A 17,555-nucleotide genomic window follows, 5' to 3' on the forward strand; every position below is an offset into this window, starting at 1 on the left:
TAAGGTGAAAATAATATCACCTTACTTATTTTTCTATTCAGCAATTAGGGGAGTCATTAACGGGATGAAAAAAAGAAAAAGACTATGGAATTTATGGAAAACGATTACATTGTTAGTTTGTACAGTTGTAATTTTCTCTTTACTTGTGACAGATATATTAATTAGTCATAATGTAGAACGGGCGACGGAGGATAGCCAAGCAGAGAAAGCAAAAACAATTGCACACATTGTGGCGAATGATTCAATTGTAATCGATGGTTTGATTGGGAAAGCAGATACTTCTGAAATCCAAACGTATACAAATAGAATATTAAAAAACACAGGTGTTCAATTTATTGTAGTTATGGACATGAATGGAATAAGAAAATCACATCCAAATCCTCAAAAAATAGGTCATCATTTTATTGGGGGAGATGAAGGGCCTGCATTGAAAGGAAAGGAACATGTATCGCTGGCAGAAGGAACTTTAGGTATTTCAATGCGGGTGTTTGTACCTGTATTTTCTGAAACAGGTGAACAACTTGGAGCAGTGGCCGTTGGTATTTCAGCAGATAATGTAAAAGAGAGAGTTAAGGAAAGTAGACATATCATTTATATTGGTGTGGGAGTTGGAGTACTAGTCGGAATTATAGGAGCAATATTACTAGCTAGACATATAAAGAAAAGTTTATTTGGTCTTGAACCTCACAGGATAGCAAAAATTCTTGAAGAAAGAAATACGATGCTACAATCTGTAAAGGAAGGTATTATTGCTGTAGATAAAGAGGCCAATGTAACTTTAATAAATAATGAGGCAAAACGATTGTTTAAGAAAAGTGGTCTTGAAGAAGAGTTTATTGGTAAAGATGTTGAGTTGTATATGCCTAATTCACGTATAAAAGAAGTATTACAAACGGGAGAGGTACAATTAAACGAAGAACAAAATATTTATGGAATTACGATTGTGACGAATCGTGTTCCTTTATATGTAAAAGGAGAAATAGTTGGTGCGATTGCAACATTTCGTGATAAAACAGAGATTAGAAAATTAGCAGAAGAATTAACTGGTATTAGACTATATGCGGAAGCATTACGGGCACAATCGCATGAATTTATGAATAAAATGCATGTCGTATTAGGGCTTACACACATGAAGCAGTATGAAGAATTACAGAAGTATATAAGCGGTATGGTATCAGAGCATCAATATGAAATTGGTGGGGTTATGGAGAGAATAAAAAGTCCAGTATTTGCTGGTTTTTTACTTGGGAAACTTAGCTATGCTAGAGAGAAAAATATAAAATTAATCGTAAGTGAAGATTCTTACATGCCAGAAATAGATGATGAAAGTATTATTCATGAACTAATTACGATTGTCGGAAATTTAATTGATAATGCATTAGAGGCAGTGACGAATTGTGAAAAGAAGCAAGTTGAACTTGAGATACAATATGGGGATACATTAATCATTACAGTACAAGATACGGGGAAAGGTATACAAGAAGAAATAGGGGCATTATTTACGAAAGGTTATTCCACAAAGGGAGATAATCGTGGTTATGGTTTGTATCTTGTAAAAGAAAGTATACAGCGAATAAATGGGGAAATTCATATGCATTCATTAGTAGGAAAGGGAACAACGATAACAATTGAAATACCTAAAGGTAGGGATGAGAGGCAAATATGATTAAAGTTTTAATTGTAGAAGATGACCCGATGGTAGCAATGTTAAATACGCATTATTTAGAGCAAGTAGGAGGATTTGAACTTGTTCAAGCAGTTAACTCTGTAAAATCGGCGATAGAAGTATTAGAGGGATTACGAGTAGATTTAGTATTACTTGATATTTTTATGCCTGAAGAGACTGGATTTGAGCTTTTAATGTATATTCGGAACCATGAAAAAGAAATCGATATTATGATGATTTCAGCTGTACATGATATGGGGAGTATTAAAAAAGCATTACAATATGGCGTAGTAGATTATTTAATTAAACCATTTACATTTGAACGATTTAAAAAGGCGTTAACTATATATCGAGAAAAACTTACTTTCATGAAAGAACAACAAAAAATTAGTCAATCGGAATTAGACTCGTTAATTTTGCAAAAAGAAAAAAGAGAGCCTACTGTCACTAAAGAGCTTCCGAAAGGATTAACGAAGCAAACGCTGCAATTAATTTGGCAGAAGATCGAGTCGCTGAATGGACGAGCATTTACAACAGAGGAAATGGCGCAACTAGTTGGTGTTTCAAGGGTTTCTATTCGAAAGTATGTAATGTTTTTAACTGAAATTGGAGTATTAGAAAACGAAATGGTGTATCAACATGTAGGAAGACCAGTGAGTAAATTAAGATGTATTGACCAAAATAAAATAGAGTTTTACGTATAAGCGACTTAGTATAAGTCGCTTATACTTTTTTTAATTACAAAATCAATTACAAAACTTACAAAAACTATTTTTACTATTGAAAGCGTTTTAATATTGTTATTAAGAAAACAAGGGGGTGCCATATGGGAATTCAAAAGAATGTGGAAGCGGTATCATTTTCTGGAGGAAATGAAGTCCAAAGAGAATCTTTCGCTTCTAAAATTATGAATGTGAAAATCGGTGTTATACCTTTACCGTTATATGTAGTATTGGCTGCTATTATTTATGGGGCATCTGTATATAATAAATTGCCAGCAGATATGATTGGTGGATTTGCAGTTATTATGATCATGGGGATTTTCTTAGGCGATATTGGGATGAGAATTCCAATTTTAAAAAATATCGGCGGTCCAGCAATACTTTCGTTATTTATTCCATCATTACTTGTATTTTTTAACTGGATGAATCCAGCTTCAATGGAAGCTGCGACTATGTTAATGAAAAAATCGAACTTTTTATATTTATATATTTCTTGTTTAGTAGTCGGAAGTATTTTAGGAATGAACCGTAAAGTGTTAGTACAAGGTTTCGTTCGTATGTTTATTCCTTTAGTAGTAGGGACATTAGCTTCTGTAGCAGTAGGATTATTGGTCGGTTCATTATTTGGATTTGAAATGAAGCAGACATTCTTCTTTATCATCGTACCAATTGTGAGTGGTGGTATCGGGGAAGGAATTTTACCATTGTCGCTAGCTTATAGTGATATTTTAAATGAATCATCAGCAACGTTTGTATCACAGCTTATTCCAGCAGCTATTATTGGAAATATGTTCGCAATTGTAAGTGCAGGGTATATGAAGCGTTTAGGTGAGAAGAAACCGGAGCTTAGTGGTAACGGTGTATTAGTTAAAACAGACAATCAAGCCGAGTTATTAAAAGAACAAAATACAGAGAAGCCAATTGACTTCTCATTAATGGGAGCAGGTTTATTAATTGCGTGTACGTTCTTCATCTTCGGAGGATTTGCTTCTAAGTTCATCGGTATTCCTGGGGCAATCATTATGATTTTCTCAGCAGCACTTGTGAAATACTTTAAATTAATGCCAGCAAAAATGGAACAAGGAGCATTCCATTTATATAAATTTATTTCAAAGAATTTAACTTGGCCGTTAATGGTTGGATTAGGATTGTTATATATTCCGTTAAAAGACGTAGCAGCAGTTCTTTCAGTAGGATATGTTGTTGTGTGCGCGTCGGTTGTTCTTACAATGGTAGCATCAGGTTTTCTTGTAGGGAAAATGATGAAAATGTATCCAGTTGAATCAGCAATTGTAACTGGATGTCATAGTGGTTTAGGTGGAACTGGAGATGTTGCTATTTTATCAGCTTCAAACCGAATGGAGTTAATGCCGTTTGCGCAAATTTCAACACGTTTAGGCGGGGCAGCAATGGTTGTAACAGCGACAATTTTATTGAAAATGTTTTCATGATCAAACAAGCTAGCTATATTTATATAGCTAGCTTGTCAAATTAAGGGGAGATTATAAGTATGTTAGAAAGTCAAATTAATGAAAGATCATTATTATTGCATAAAGAATTAGTAGGGAAAATTGAAATTACAAGTAAAGTAGAAGTAAATTCAGCGGATGATTTAAGCCTGACGTATACACCAGGTGTAGCGGCGTCTTGCAAAGCAATTGCAGCAGATGAGGAAACAGTGTATGACTATACAGCACGTGGTAATATGGTGGCAGTTGTCTCAGATGGAACAGCGGTACTTGGTTTAGGGAATATTGGACCGAAAGCGGCTATGCCTGTTATGGAAGGGAAGAGTATTTTATTTAAGAAATTTGCGAATGTAGATGCTTTCCCGTTATGTTTAGGTACGACTGATGTGGATGAAATCGTTACCCTTGTGAAAAATTTAGAGCCTACGTTTGCAGGGATTAACTTAGAAGACATTGCGGCACCACGCTGTTTTGAAATTGAAAAGCGATTAAAAGCAGAAACGAATATTCCTGTATTCCATGATGATCAACATGGAACAGCTATTGTTGTCTTAGCAGCTGTTATTAATGCATTAAAAGTTGTAAGTAAAAAAATGGATAATGTAAAAATTGTTATTAACGGTGCGGGCTCGGCAGGAATCGCAATCGGCAAATTATTATTAAAGGCTGGCGCACAGCGCATTACGTTAGTTAGCTTAGAAGGTATTGTTTGTGAAGGTGAATCATGGATGAACGAAGCGCAAATTGAAGTTTCAAAAAAGACGAATCGAGAATATGTGCGTGGAACGTTAAAAGAAGCGATTCATCAAGCTGATGTTTTTATTGGTGTATCTGCTCCTAACGTATTAACGAAAGAACTTGTACAAATGATGAATGAGAAAGCAATTGTGTTTGCAATGGCGAATCCAATTCCAGAAATCTTCCCTGAGGATGCATTAAAGGCTGGGGCAGCTGTAGTAGGAACAGGGCGCTCGGATTATGCGAATCAAGTAAACAATGTATTGGCGTTCCCAGGAATATTCCGCGGTGCATTAGATGTGCGCGCGACTGATATTACAGAAGAAATGAAATTAGCGGCAGCATATGGGATTGCTAACATTATTACGGACGAAGAGCGTGATGCGAATTATGTAATCCCAAATCCGTTAGATAAAAGAGTTGTTCCAAGTGTTGCAGAAGCAGTAGCGAAAGCAGCCGTTGATTCAGGTGTGGCGCAAATTACGGAAATACCAAGTTATTAATAGCTAAAAGCAGTGCCTAAAAAGGCACTGCTTTTTTGAGATAAGAAATCAAAATAATGAAGAAGTGTAAAAGTATTTATTTGTGTTTCTTCACTATTTATTTAATTCCATTGCAACTTGTTTACCATTTACTAAAACCTCAGTTACTGCTACGATCACTTCTATCATTTTTTTCATCTCTCATCTCTCCTCGTGTCATTTCTTACTTTAAGTATAAGAGAAGAGAGATACTTCAACTATCGAAGTATATGACGTAGAAATTACATTGTTGTAAGAAAATGTTTTAGTTTTGTCACTTTACTCAGCAGTAATTACAAACTGATCATAATATTTTTCATTCACATATATATTTAATACCCATAATCCAGATGAAGGTAGTGACATAGTGAGAGGGAGTTCGTTTGTAGTAGAGTCTATTGTATTTGAAGTAGTCCAAGTTTGTTTGGAATTTTCTTGTTGATAGAGTACTGGTGTCGGAGTTACAGATCCTTGTTTTAGTGCAATAATAGATAGTTTTCCAGTTGGCATTTCAGGATCTAAAAAGTACCACATAATCTCATTTAGTTTCTTTGCGACAACAATGGTATCAGCCATTGCGATTTTTCCTTCGATGCCTTTTAAAGGTATTTTTCCATCTACGAATGATGGAGGTTCTTCCCAATTTACATCTTTTAAAACGCTAAGATGAAAGAAGGAAGGTACGTTAACTTGATTGGATGACGTTGAAATAGCTTCTTTTTTAGGTACTTTGGAATCTGGTTGTGTTTGTGTGCATCCAGTGATGAGGAAGGAGAAAAGTAGCATAGTTCCGATTTTTTTCATGGTGCCACACTCCTAATTTTTATTGTTAGTGTAATTGTATTTGCTAGAAAGCGGGACAATTCCTTTAAAACGTCAAAAGAGGTCGTAATTTTTGTACGACCTCTTTTGACATTTTTTATATTCGTTCAGTTGAAAAGGTTGGTTCTCTCTCTTTTTGGGGCATTGTTAAGAAAATAACAGAAAGAACGATACAGACGCCACCTAATAATTGATAGGCTCCAAAAGATTCATTTAGCCAAGCGATTGAAACAATGGCAGCTACAAGTGGTTCAATGCTAGATAAAATACTTGTTTCTGTTGCTGCTAAATATTTCAGACTACCGATATAAAGAAGGAAAGAAAGAGTGCCACTTATGATGATAAGAATAAGCATAGAAAAAGTTTTTGGTGTAAAAGTATGTGAAAGCTGATTCCATCCAAACGAACGATTACAAATAAGCAGGGCGATGCCTCCAATTAACATCCCCCAGCCAATTACTACAGTTGTTCCGCAGTCTTTAATAAGAGAAGCTGGATGAAGGGTATAAAAGGCAAAGCCAAGTGCTGTTAATAGGCCAAAAATAATGGCTTCTTTCGATAAAACAATATTTTCAATTGAACCGTTTGTAATAATAAAGTACGTCCCCGTTAGCGCAGTTATAATTGCGAGTAGTTGCAGAGAAGCAGGGAATTTGCGTTGTTCAAATGCGACATAAATGGTAATAAGAACAGGACCTAGAAATTGAAATAATGTCGCTGTGACCGCGTTACTAATATGAACCGTTTCGATAAAGGCGTATTGTGCACCAAGCATGCCGAGAATAGAGAAAATAATAAGTTGTATAGAATATCTAGGATGTTTCCAAATTTGAAATATGTTTTGTTTCTTTATAAGTAAGAAAGATAAAATAAATATTCCCGCAAGCAACAAGCGAACTGTTAAAAAATCAATTGATGATACGTTAGTATGTTGAAATAGCCACTGAATCATCGGGCCAGATAATCCCCATAAGGTAGCTCCTGTAATAATCATAATGAGTCCAATCCGTCTACTATTGTTCATGATCATGCATCTCCTCTCGAGTATTTGATTTTTTATGTGTGACATGATAAAAGGAATTATATATAACTTCTGGTACTGTAAAAAGTATCAGATTTTAGTTTTATTAAGGGGTCAGATATTATGTTAGAATTAACGCCTAATTTAAATACGAAAAGTAAAATAGCATTGTACGTGCAATTGTATGAGTATATAAAACAAGAGATTAAAGATGGAACGATTCCGGCCTTTACAAAATTACCTGCAAAGAGAAAGCTGGCAAGCTATTTACAAGTGAGTAAAAATACAGTAGAAGCGGCTTACGAGCAATTGCTTGCAGAAGGTTATATTGAGTCGGCATCGAGAAAAGGTTATTTTGTATGTAAAGTTGAACAAATGATTTATGTAGAAGGAAGCGAAGAGAAAGTAGAAGAAGTACCGTTTCGGGAGGAGAACTATAAATTTGATTTCACCCAAACAGGAGTTGATACGAATACTTTTCCGTTCACTATGTACCGCAAGCTTATAAATGATGTATGGCAGCCACATAATAATGAGTTGCTTTTTCTTGGACACCCTCAAGGGGAATTGAGCTTAAGGGAGGAAATTGCGAATTATTTGTATGAATCTAGAGGTGTGCGTTGTTCAGCTAGCCAAATTGTATTAGGGGCGGGAACACAAATATTAGTAAAGCTACTGTTTCAATTGTTAAAGGGAAGCAATTATGCAGTTGAAAACCCAGGTTATCATAGGAAAATGGTCGTTTTTGAACAGGGGGAAAAAAAGGTTCAAATGTTGTCTTTAGATAAGGATGGAATTTGTATGGAGGAGTTAGAAAATAGTGATGCAAATGTTGTATTTGTAACTCCTTCTCATCAATTTCCATATGGAATGATTATGCCTATTACGAGAAGGACACAGCTTTTACAATGGGCGAAGAAAGAAGAAGACAGGTATATTATTGAAGATGATTACGATAGTGAATTTCGTTATTCAGGAAAGCCAATTCCAGCACTACAAGGGTTAGATACAGATGGGAAAGTTATTTATATGGGGACGCTATCAAAAGCTTTGTTGCCCTCATTACGGATGAGCTATATAGTATTACCGAAGAATTTAATTAAAAAGTATCAAAAGGAATATTTGTTTTATACACAAAGTGTTTCAAGAATGGACCAAGAAGTGATTAGAAGGTTTTTAAATGAAGGCTATTGGGAAAAACATATTCATAAAATGCGTGTCGTCTATCGGAAAAAGAGGGATCGACTTGTTTTTGAAATAGAGAAGTATTTCTCTAATCGTGTTGAAGTGATAGGCGAAGATTCGGGATTACACATTTTATTAAAAGTGCATAATGGAATGCGAGAAGAAGAACTAATTAAAGAAGCTGCGAAATATAGTATTAAACTATATCCTGTTTCTACGTACTATAAAGACGGTACTGCGCCTGAAAATGTAGTTTTACTTGGGTTTGCGATTTTATCAGAAGAAGAACTTGCCAAAGCGATTCAACTATTAAATATAGCGTGGTTTAGAAGAAAGTAAAAAAACATCCTCATACACGAGAGGATGTTTTTTATTATTTATTTTCATCTAAGAATAAGACCATATGCTCTTCGTCCCAATATTGTCCGTTATATTTTAATGAACGTTCTTGTACACCGAATGTTTTAAAGCCTAATGATTCATAAAGTTTTTTTGCTCCATCGTTGCCAACAACAACATCAAGCATAACTTGTTCTACTTCTAAAGATTTAGCAAGTTCAAGACATTCTTTAATAAGTGCTTTTCCTGCTCCAAGTCCACGTGCTTTTGGAGACACATATACAGAACCGATTTTAGCTTTATGTTCCTGTTTTACATATGGTTTCGTTTCCAGTGTTGCAACCCCGATTAATTGTCCATCTTTAAATGCACCTAGTGTATAGTTTTCATCTTGTGCTAATTTTTGTGCTTTATATTCAATCGCACACTCTTTATTAATAATATCTTCATAAGAAGAGCTGAAAGCTTCAGGGTTTTGCTTTAATCCTTCTACACGAAGTTCTAAGTAAATTTCCGCTTCGTCTTTTGTTAATACATGGATATCCAATTATATCACCCTCCAAATCTTTGCAAATGTACCTTTATTTTATATTGAAATAAGAATAATTTCAAAAGGTTAGCTTATATGAGCTGATTTTATGAACAAAATAACACCAGTAGTGTTTACTACTACTGGTGTTTTCACACGCATCTTATTCAAAAGGTAGCTCGATTATAAAGTTTGTTCCTACTCCTATTTGGCTTGTTACTAGAATGGAACCGTTATGTAATTCCACAATTTCTTTTGCAACAGCTAGCCCGATACCTTTTCCTCCAGTAGCTCTCGTTCTGGATTTATCAACACGATAAAAACGATCAAAAATATGTGAGATATCTTCTTCAGGAATACCTTCTCCTTCATCGTCTACACTTATTGTAAAAGAATCTGTTTCCGTGAGTACACGTATCGTAATAGATGTGTTTTCTGGCGAATGTTGATAAGCATTGTGTAATAAATTTAACATAACTTGTTCCATACGTCTTTCGTCTATGCAAACTTCTAAATCATCTTTGCAATATACATGGAGTTTCATTTGTTTGTTAGTTAATGTTGTTTTTGTTTTTTCGACCATTCGTTCTAAAAATGGTTTAAGGATCACTTTTTGTTTTTTTATAATAAACTGATGTTGTTCTAATTGCACTAGCATAAATAAATCTTGGACGAGATCGGTTACACTATCTGTTTCATCCTCAATGATCTGTAAGTATTCTTCTCGCTCCTCTTTTGTTAAAGAGTCTCTCTTTGCTACCTTCGCATAACCTTTCATATAGGTCAATGGAGTTAATAGTTCATGAGCGACACTAGCGAGAAATTCATTGCGCTCTTTTTTCATATACGTAAGTTCACTCGATAAATCTTCAATTGTTTTTGCTAAGCTTCCAAGTTCATCATTCCGTTTAATACCTAATTGAATTGGCCTATTTAATTTTGACATTTTTTCTGTTGCCTTCTTCATTTTTATAAGCGGTTCAGTAATAACACGAGAAAAAACAAAGACAGAAATAGTCGTTAAAATAATCGTCAAAATACTAATGATAAGAAATTGATGCAGTAGTTTAAGTAACATCTTTTCTAAGAAAGACGTCTTTAATAACATATATAAATTACCTTGAAATCCTTGAATTTCAAGTGGACTTACTGTTGAAATGAATTTTGATTTTTTCCAGTTTCTTTCTACAATTAACCCGCTATTTGGGATAAGTTCTGTTTTACAAGTAAGTTGTTTTTTCATTTCTTTCGTTACGGGTTCGGAGTTAGAAATAATTTTGCCGTTATTGTCAGTTATAACGATTGTTATATCAGTATTAGCAATTAATTCGGAACCGATTAAATCTTCAGCCGCATGTTCGATAGTGAAATCCTGATACCGAGGATGTTTAGGACGTTCTGTGTATTGCTGTTGTTTAGAATATTCATTCCATCTTGCACGGTTTACAATCTTATCACGATACCGATTACCTTTCTCTAATAGAGCATCGGTTTCTTCTTTCACACGCATTGTTGATATGCTTTTATAAAAAGATACGAAAGCAATTGTTTCAATACATAAAGCTAATATTAAAAAGTATGTCCCAATTTTAAGTGAAAGTTTACTCATTTTCTCACCATACCTTATTTCATATAAAGGGTCAGTGGTATACTATTGTCCACTGACCGAAGTAATTATTCACTTTTCCATTTATATCCGACTTTATAGACAGTTTCTAAGTAATCTTCAACTGGAAATCCTTTTTTACGTAATTTATCACGGATATTGCGAATATGTGAATCGATTGTTCTATATTCAATGTCTGTTTCATAACCCCAAATTTTTTCGATTAAATCATCTCGGCTATAAGCGCGGTTTGTATTTTGTAAGAATAGTCCAAGTAACGAAAATTCGATAGGTGTCAGTGAGATTTTCTCATCATAAACTGTGACAGTATGTTTCGTTTTATCCCACTCGATACCATTGAAGCTAACAAATCCATCTTTCTTTGTACGACGTAATATAGCCTCGATTCGTGCGACTAATACATGCTCATCAAATGGTTTTGTAATATAGTCATCTGCGCCCATAGTAAGACCTTTCACCATATCGTAATTTTGATTACGAGCTGTTAGCATAATGATTGGAACGTTGGAAATTTGACGGATTTGATAGCAAGTATCCCATCCATCCATATTCGGCATCATAACATCTAACAAAATAATATCGAAGTCTTTTTGTTCTATTAATTTTAGTGCTTCAAGGCCAGAGTTAGCTTTCATACAAAAATAGCCACGAGGACTTAAGAACAGATCTAATAATCTTAACATGCGTTCTTCATCGTCTACTAATAAAATTTTTACCATAATCTTGTGCACCCCAAACTGTTCATTCTACTTGTATAGTTTACATGAAAATAATAAAAAACTCTTTTTATGTGATTGAGTGGAAGAGTTATTTTTCGCTCAGAGTAATTGACATAAAAAATGCACTAGTTTTGCACAACTATTTTTTATAATAGAAAACGTAGCGACACAAAATACCCTATGTTGCGACATAACGTCATGTCATTTTATTTATAAAATGACAATTCCATTCTATTGTGTATGTGAGATAGAGAGGATTTTCGTATTCACCTCGCATCGGATAAGAAAAATTTCCTATCTCACACTTTTTTTAAAAAGGAGATCATACACATGAATCCAAAAGAAGAAATTTCAAAAAAAGAAAAGCAAGATCGTAATACGGTTGTCATGTGCATTGCCGTATCTATGGTTATTATTATAAGTTGTGTAAATAAAATTTTGGGGATTTTATAATATAAAAAAGCTTATTGCTTCTTAAGAAGCAATAAGCTTTTTTCATTATTAGTGGAATAGTTCTATATAATAAACCAAGGTAAAATCGCTAACCCAGAAGTTACAATTGCTGTAGTAAATATTAAAAGCATAGCTCGTTTGTTTTGTTTCATGTCACATTCTCCTCTACCTATCAATTGAATGCTATACGTTCATTTCATAAGTGATGCCACACCAATTAAAGTTTCATTTTATACTTTTAGTATAATGAATGGAAAGGTTTGGTACGATCGATAAAGGTGACATGAAGATTACATTGTTGTAATGAAAAAGCACCTTCCTTAATAAGAAGATGCTTTTGGATAACTGCCCGTAAAAGCCCGATTGGTTCAACTAATACTCATTGGAGATGGAAAAATCCCCCACTGAGTAAAGTTTCACTTTATATTGAAGTATTAATCATTTAAGAACAGAACCATATGTTCCTCGTCCCAATATTGACCGTTATGTTTTAATGAACGTTCTTGTACGCCGTAAGTTTGGAAACCTAATGATTCATATAATTTTTTTGCGGCATCGTTACCAACTACAACATCGAGCATAAGCTGTTCTACATGTAATTTATCGGCATTTTCAATAATTGCTTTAATTAGAGTTCGTCCTGCTCCAAGGCCACGCGCTCTTGGGGAAACAAAGACGGAACCGATTTTTGCTTTATGTTCTTGTTTAATAAATGGTTTTGTTTCTAAAGTAGCAATACCAATTAAATCGTTATCTTTGAAGACACCTAGAGTATACTTATCCGGATTGCTTAATCGTTTTGCCATAGCAGCTACAGGATCCTCATGTTTAAGAACATCTTCATAAGAAGAGCTAAAAGCTTCCGGGTTCTTCGTTAAACCTTCCATACAAACTTTTAAATATATTTCTGCGTCCTCTGTCGTTAATAAGCGAATTTCCATAGTTGTAACCTCCTTGGTTGATTTCAAATAAAGTGGACCTTTTATAAGATTGTGTATGTGTTTTGTTAGCAGTCTCTTTTAATTTGTAAAAGAATGAAAAGATATATGCTACAATGTTTTGTTTTTAATTATGTAATGAAATTATATATTAACTTCATTAACTATTCAAGTGTTTAATATATTACATTTTTATAACTAAAATAACTCCTCAATCGAGGAGTTATTTTAGTTATTCGATTAATAACCATCAATTCGATGTGGATGTGTGTAAATATTGCAAGATTCATTTCTAATAAATCCTACGACTGTAATGCCTAAATCATGAGCGAGTTGCAATGCTAGTTTTGTTGGAGCGGATTTAGATAGAACAATTTCACATCCGATTTTTGAAACTTTGAGTAAAATTTCAGATGAAATACGCCCGCTAAATGCGATGATTTTTCCTTTAACAGATATGTCGTTGCGCAAACAATGACCGTATATTTTATCTAACGCATTATGTCTTCCTATATCCATTCTTGATATGAGGATATTATTTCGATCACATAGCGCGGTATTGTGAACACCGCCGGTTTGGCGAAAGGTAGTGGAAGATTGTTGTAAAGTATTCATTAAGTGAAAGCATTCTTCAGGAGTAATTTTCACATGTATATCATGTAAATCTTTTGCTTTTGCGGCATCGTTAGCGAAAATAAAGCCTTGTCTACCTTTTCCACAACAGGAAGTGATGTATCGTTTATTATATAAATTTTGATAGAGCGGATTTACTTTTGATGATGTTACATGGACAATTCCGTTATCTTTTTGAACCCATAGTTCTCCAACATCTTTATAAGAAGAAATAATTCCCTCAGAAATTAAAAAACCAATCACCATATCTTCGATGTAATTTGGTGTACATACGACTGTTACATATTCTTCGCCATTTAATTTAATAGTGATAGGAGATTCTGTGACAATCTCATCAAGTTGTTTTGAAAATGTACCAGACTGATAGCGTACAATTGTATAATTCTCTTGTGTAGGCCCCATATTAAATTCCCCTTTTATACGTATTTCGCTTCTACATTTATCATAAAACATTGAAAAAATAAAAACATCTATTAGAAGGAAGGTATCAGATTATTTTGGTTATTATTGTATATATACGATATAATAGAAATGTAGAATAGTGAAATTTTCAAGCTTTCGTAGTGATACCTTATAAACATCTAGAATCGACTTCATAAGAAAAGTATTTGGGCAGAGCGTTTCAAAAATATGTACAACACATTTATGAAAACGGATTCATAAATGTGTTGTACAGTTGGTTGTAAGGAGAGGGGAAACTATGGCAGAACAGACAGTCCGTGTAACCGTAGATGGTAAAGAATTTTCAGCATCAGGTGAAAAGACAATACTACAATTATTTAACGAGAGTAATTTAGAACATCCTCAAATTTGTCATGTACCAGAAGTAGATCCAATTCAAACTTGTGATACGTGTATTGTAGAAGTAGATGGGAAGTTAATGCGTGCTTGTTCAACGAAATTAGAGAATGGTATGCATATTGAAAGGCAGTCACAGCGTGCAAAAGAGGCGCAGACTGAGGCGATGGATCGACTATTAGAAAACCACTTATTGTATTGTACCGTATGCGATAACAATAACGGTAATTGTAAGGTTCATAATACAGTTCATATGATGGGGATCGAAGAACAGAAATATCCGTATGAGCCGAAGGTAAGTGCTTGTGAAGTGGATATGTCACATCCGTTTTATCGGTATGATCCAAATCAATGTATTGCTTGTGGACAGTGTGTAGAAGTATGTCAAAACTTACAGGTCAATGAAACTATATCGATAGATTGGAGCTTAGATCGTCCGCGTGTTATATGGGACAATGGTGTAAGCATAAATGACTCATCTTGTGTAAGTTGTGGGCAGTGTGTAACAGTATGTCCATGTAATGCGTTAATGGAAAAATCAATGTTAGGTGAAGCTGGATTCATGACAGGATTAAAACCAGATGTGTTAGATCCAATGATTGATTTTGTAAAGGATGTAGAGCCTGGATATAGTAGTATTTTAGCGGTTTCAGAAGTAGAGGCTGCGATGCGTAAGACGAAAGTTAATAAAACAAAAACAGTTTGTACATTTTGTGGTGTCGGTTGTTCATTCGAAGTATGGACGAAAGATCGTCATATATTAAAAGTACAACCGGTTTCAGATGCACCTGTTAATGGTATTTCCACATGTGTAAAAGGTAAATTTGGATGGGACTTTGTAAATAGTGAAGATCGAATTACGAAGCCTTTAATTCGCCAAGGAGATATGTTTGTTGAAGCTACTTGGGAAGAAGCATTAGAAGTTGTTGCTTCTAACATGCAGCATATTAAATCTGAATATGGAAGCGATGCATTTGGATTTATTTCTTCTTCGAAAGTAACGAATGAAGAAAATTACCTTATGCAAAAACTCGCTCGTCAAATATACGGAACGAATAATGTGGACAATTGTTCTCGTTACTGTCAATCTCCAGCGACAGACGGTTTATTTAAAACCGTCGGTATGGGCGGGGATGCTGGAACAGTGAAGGATATAGCTGAAGCAGGCCTTGTCATTATCGTTGGTGCGAATCCAACAGAAGGACATCCTGTACTTGCGACGCGTGTAAAACGTGCTCATAAATTACACGAGCAAAAACTGATTGTAGCAGATCTTCGTAAACATGAAATGGCAGAGCGTGCGGATTTATTTATTCATCCGAGCCAAGGAACGGATTACGTATGGCTTGCTGGTATTACGAAATATATTATTGATCAAGATTGGCATGATAAAAAGTTCATAGCTGAAAACGTAAAGAATTTTGATGAATATAGCAAAATGGTAGAGAAATATACGCTGGACTATACAGAGAAAATTACAGGGATTTCGAAAGAAAATCTGAAAGAAATGGCTCGTATGGTATATGAAGCAGATGGTACTTGTATACTTTGGGGAATGGGTGTAACTCAAAATACAGGAGGAAGTACAACGTCCGCTGCCATTTCAAATTTACTGCTTGTTACGGGTAACTATCGTCGTCCGGGTGCAGGTGCATACCCATTACGAGGACATAATAACGTACAAGGTGCTTGTGATATGGCAACATTACCAAACTGGCTTCCAGGTTATCAAGCAGTATCAGATGACACGCTTCGTGCTAAGTTTGAAAAAGCATATGGTACAACTATTCCGAAAGCACCAGGATTAAATAATATCGCAATGTTACTTGCGGCGGAAGAAGGAAAATTACGTGGTATGTATGTCATGGGTGAAGAAATGGCTTTAGTCGATTCAAATGCGAACCATGTGCAACATATTTTAGCGAATTTAGATTTCCTAGTTGTTCAAGATATGTTCTTATCAAAAACAGCTCGTTTTGCTGATGTTATTTTACCAGCGGCACCAAGCTTAGAAAAAGAAGGAACGTTTACGAATACAGAGCGCCGTATTCAAAGATTATATGAAGTATTGAAACCGCTTGGTGATTCCAAGCCCGACTGGTGGATTTTACAAAAAGTTGCTCGTGCACTAGGCGGGGATTGGAATTATGAAAGTCCAAGTGAGATCATGGATGAAATTGCATCACTTGCACCGTTATACTCTCAAGCAACGTACGATCGTCTAGAAGGTTGGAATAGTTTATGTTGGGGTAGTCATGATGGTAGCGATACACCGCTATTATATGTAGACGGATTTAACTTCCCGGATAAACTTGCTCGTTTATCATTAGATGAATGGGTACCACCGGTTGTAGCGCCAGATGAGTATGATTTACTTTTAAATAATGGACGTATGCTAGAACATTTCCATGAAGGGAATATGACGAATAAGTCGGCTGGTATTTTATCTAAAGTATCTGAAGTATTCGTTGAAATTTCACCAGAACTCGCTATAGAGCGCAATGTGAAAGATGGTGGTCTTGTGGAATTAGCATCACCATTTGGAAAAATTAAAGTACAAGCGCTTATTACTGATCGTGTAACGGGGAAAGAGTTATATTTACCGATGCATGCAACGATAAATGAAGAAGCGATTAATATTTTAACTGGGACGGCAACCGACCTTTATACGTGTACACCAGCGTATAAACAAACGATGGTGAAAATGCGTATATTACGTGAAAAAGGAAATCGCCCATTACCATCTTCAAACCCGCGAGATAAAAAGCGTAATCCGCAAAATGGTGTTGAAATCGAGCAAAAATGGCAAAGAAAACAATACGTATCACTGGTGGACTAGGGGGCGGAGATAGTGGCGAAAGAAATTACCTTAATTAAAAAGAAAACTGTAACAGAGGAAGAACAGAAACAGCAAGTAGCAGATGAACTTCTAAATGAGCTATCTAATAATCGTGAAGCAGTAGAAGAAACGATGCAGCTTTTAGCACAGCTGCAGAAGGCTGGTATATTAGATGCAGCGATTAGTTTACTTGCTGCGAAGGAAGATGTTTCAAAAATCGCTGTGGAGCAATTAAATCGTGAACCAGTTAAAAATGCACTTAACAATATGATGGGGGCGGGGGAAGCACTATCCTCAGTTGATCCGGAAGTAACAAAGCAAATTACATCGAGTTTAGTCACTGGATTGCAATTTGCAACAGATGAATTAAATAGTGGTAAAAAAACAAAAGTGATGGATTTCTTTAAAGTGTTAAAAGATCCAGATATCAATAGAGCTATTACATTCGGTTTTAGCTTCTTGAAAGCATTTGGACAAGGGTTAGAGAAAAAATAGAGTAAATGAAAAGTGATGGGAAGTAGCCATCACTTTTTTCA

General features: G+C 35.0%; 15 protein-coding genes. 8 read left to right on the plus strand and 7 right to left on the minus strand.

Annotated features, from left to right (window positions below):
• Positions 1–64 precede the first annotated feature (64 nt).
• From KVT31_RS23485 to KVT31_RS23500, 4 genes are all read left to right on the plus strand, one after another.
• Positions 65–1,666 carry a sensor histidine kinase gene (locus KVT31_RS23485; RefSeq protein ID WP_088095084.1) on the plus strand — a complete coding sequence of 534 codons (1,602 nt, stop codon included), beginning with the start codon at positions 65–67 and terminating at the stop codon, positions 1,664–1,666.
• On the plus strand, positions 1,663–2,370 hold the full coding sequence (locus tag KVT31_RS23490) for a response regulator (RefSeq protein WP_088095085.1): 708 nt from the start codon (positions 1,663–1,665) through the stop codon (positions 2,368–2,370). The genes KVT31_RS23485 and KVT31_RS23490 overlap by 4 nt, the downstream gene beginning before the upstream one ends.
• 122 nt (positions 2,371–2,492) lie before the next feature.
• On the plus strand, positions 2,493–3,839 hold the full coding sequence (locus KVT31_RS23495; RefSeq protein WP_088095086.1) for a 2-hydroxycarboxylate transporter family protein: 1,347 nt from the start codon (positions 2,493–2,495) through the stop codon (positions 3,837–3,839).
• Between the two features lie 59 nt (positions 3,840–3,898).
• Positions 3,899–5,098, plus strand: a complete 1,200-nt coding sequence (locus tag KVT31_RS23500) for an NAD(P)-dependent malic enzyme (protein WP_088095087.1) — start codon at positions 3,899–3,901, stop codon at positions 5,096–5,098.
• A gap of 297 nt (positions 5,099–5,395) precedes the next feature.
• Here KVT31_RS23500 and KVT31_RS23505 read toward each other — a convergent pair whose 3' ends face one another.
• Both KVT31_RS23505 and KVT31_RS23510 read right to left on the minus strand, forming a co-directional pair.
• Positions 5,396–5,920 carry a DUF4871 domain-containing protein gene (locus KVT31_RS23505; RefSeq protein WP_088095088.1) on the minus strand — a complete coding sequence of 175 codons (525 nt, stop codon included), beginning with the start codon at positions 5,918–5,920 and terminating at the stop codon, positions 5,396–5,398.
• 115 nt (positions 5,921–6,035) lie between these two features.
• Positions 6,036–6,962, minus strand: coding sequence for a DMT family transporter (locus KVT31_RS23510; RefSeq protein WP_088095089.1), 927 nt, complete (start codon positions 6,960–6,962; stop codon positions 6,036–6,038).
• Positions 6,963–7,082: 120 nt separating this feature from the next.
• Here KVT31_RS23510 and pdxR point away from each other — a divergent pair, with 120 nt between their 5' ends.
• Positions 7,083–8,483 (plus strand): MocR-like pyridoxine biosynthesis transcription factor PdxR, encoded by a 1,401-nt coding sequence (gene pdxR / locus KVT31_RS23515; RefSeq protein WP_088095090.1) that lies wholly within the window; start codon positions 7,083–7,085, stop codon positions 8,481–8,483.
• Positions 8,484–8,517: 34 nt separating this feature from the next.
• Here pdxR and KVT31_RS23520 read toward each other — a convergent pair whose 3' ends face one another.
• The 3 genes from KVT31_RS23520 to KVT31_RS23530 form a co-directional block, all read right to left on the minus strand.
• Entirely contained in the window at positions 8,518–9,030 is a 513-nt protein-coding gene (locus tag KVT31_RS23520) for a GNAT family N-acetyltransferase (protein WP_000351216.1), read from the minus strand.
• A gap of 145 nt (positions 9,031–9,175) precedes the next feature.
• Positions 9,176–10,621, minus strand: coding sequence for a HAMP domain-containing sensor histidine kinase (locus KVT31_RS23525; protein ID WP_088095091.1), 1,446 nt, complete (start codon positions 10,619–10,621; stop codon positions 9,176–9,178).
• A gap of 65 nt (positions 10,622–10,686) precedes the next feature.
• The gene (locus KVT31_RS23530; protein WP_088095092.1) at positions 10,687–11,358 is read right to left on the minus strand and encodes a response regulator transcription factor; all 672 of its coding nucleotides are present in this window, start codon (positions 11,356–11,358) and stop codon (positions 10,687–10,689) included.
• A 330-nt stretch (positions 11,359–11,688) separates the two neighbouring features.
• Here KVT31_RS23530 and KVT31_RS30635 point away from each other — a divergent pair, with 330 nt between their 5' ends.
• A complete protein-coding gene (locus KVT31_RS30635; protein WP_001068388.1) occupies positions 11,689–11,811 on the plus strand; it encodes a hypothetical protein in 123 nt (40 codons plus the stop codon).
• Between the two features lie 434 nt (positions 11,812–12,245).
• Here the strand turns inward: KVT31_RS30635 and KVT31_RS23535 are convergent, their stop codons facing one another.
• Positions 12,246–12,752, minus strand: a complete 507-nt coding sequence (locus KVT31_RS23535) for a GNAT family N-acetyltransferase (protein WP_088095093.1) — start codon at positions 12,750–12,752, stop codon at positions 12,246–12,248.
• 237 nt (positions 12,753–12,989) lie between these two features.
• Entirely contained in the window at positions 12,990–13,784 is a 795-nt protein-coding gene (gene fdhD, locus KVT31_RS23540) for a formate dehydrogenase accessory sulfurtransferase FdhD (RefSeq protein ID WP_088095094.1), read from the minus strand.
• Positions 13,785–14,082: 298 nt separating this feature from the next.
• On the opposite strand from fdhD, the gene fdhF reads away from it, so the two are divergent.
• Positions 14,083–17,019, plus strand: a complete 2,937-nt coding sequence (gene fdhF, locus KVT31_RS23545) for a formate dehydrogenase subunit alpha (protein WP_088095095.1) — start codon at positions 14,083–14,085, stop codon at positions 17,017–17,019.
• 12 nt (positions 17,020–17,031) lie between these two features.
• Positions 17,032–17,514, plus strand: a complete 483-nt coding sequence (locus KVT31_RS23550; RefSeq protein WP_088095096.1) for a helical membrane plugin domain-containing protein — start codon at positions 17,032–17,034, stop codon at positions 17,512–17,514.
• Positions 17,515–17,555 lie beyond the last annotated feature (41 nt).

This window comes from Bacillus sp. GbtcB14 (assembly GCF_019091205.1).
Classification (GTDB): domain Bacteria; phylum Bacillota; class Bacilli; order Bacillales; family Bacillaceae_G; genus Bacillus_A; species Bacillus_A cereus_AG.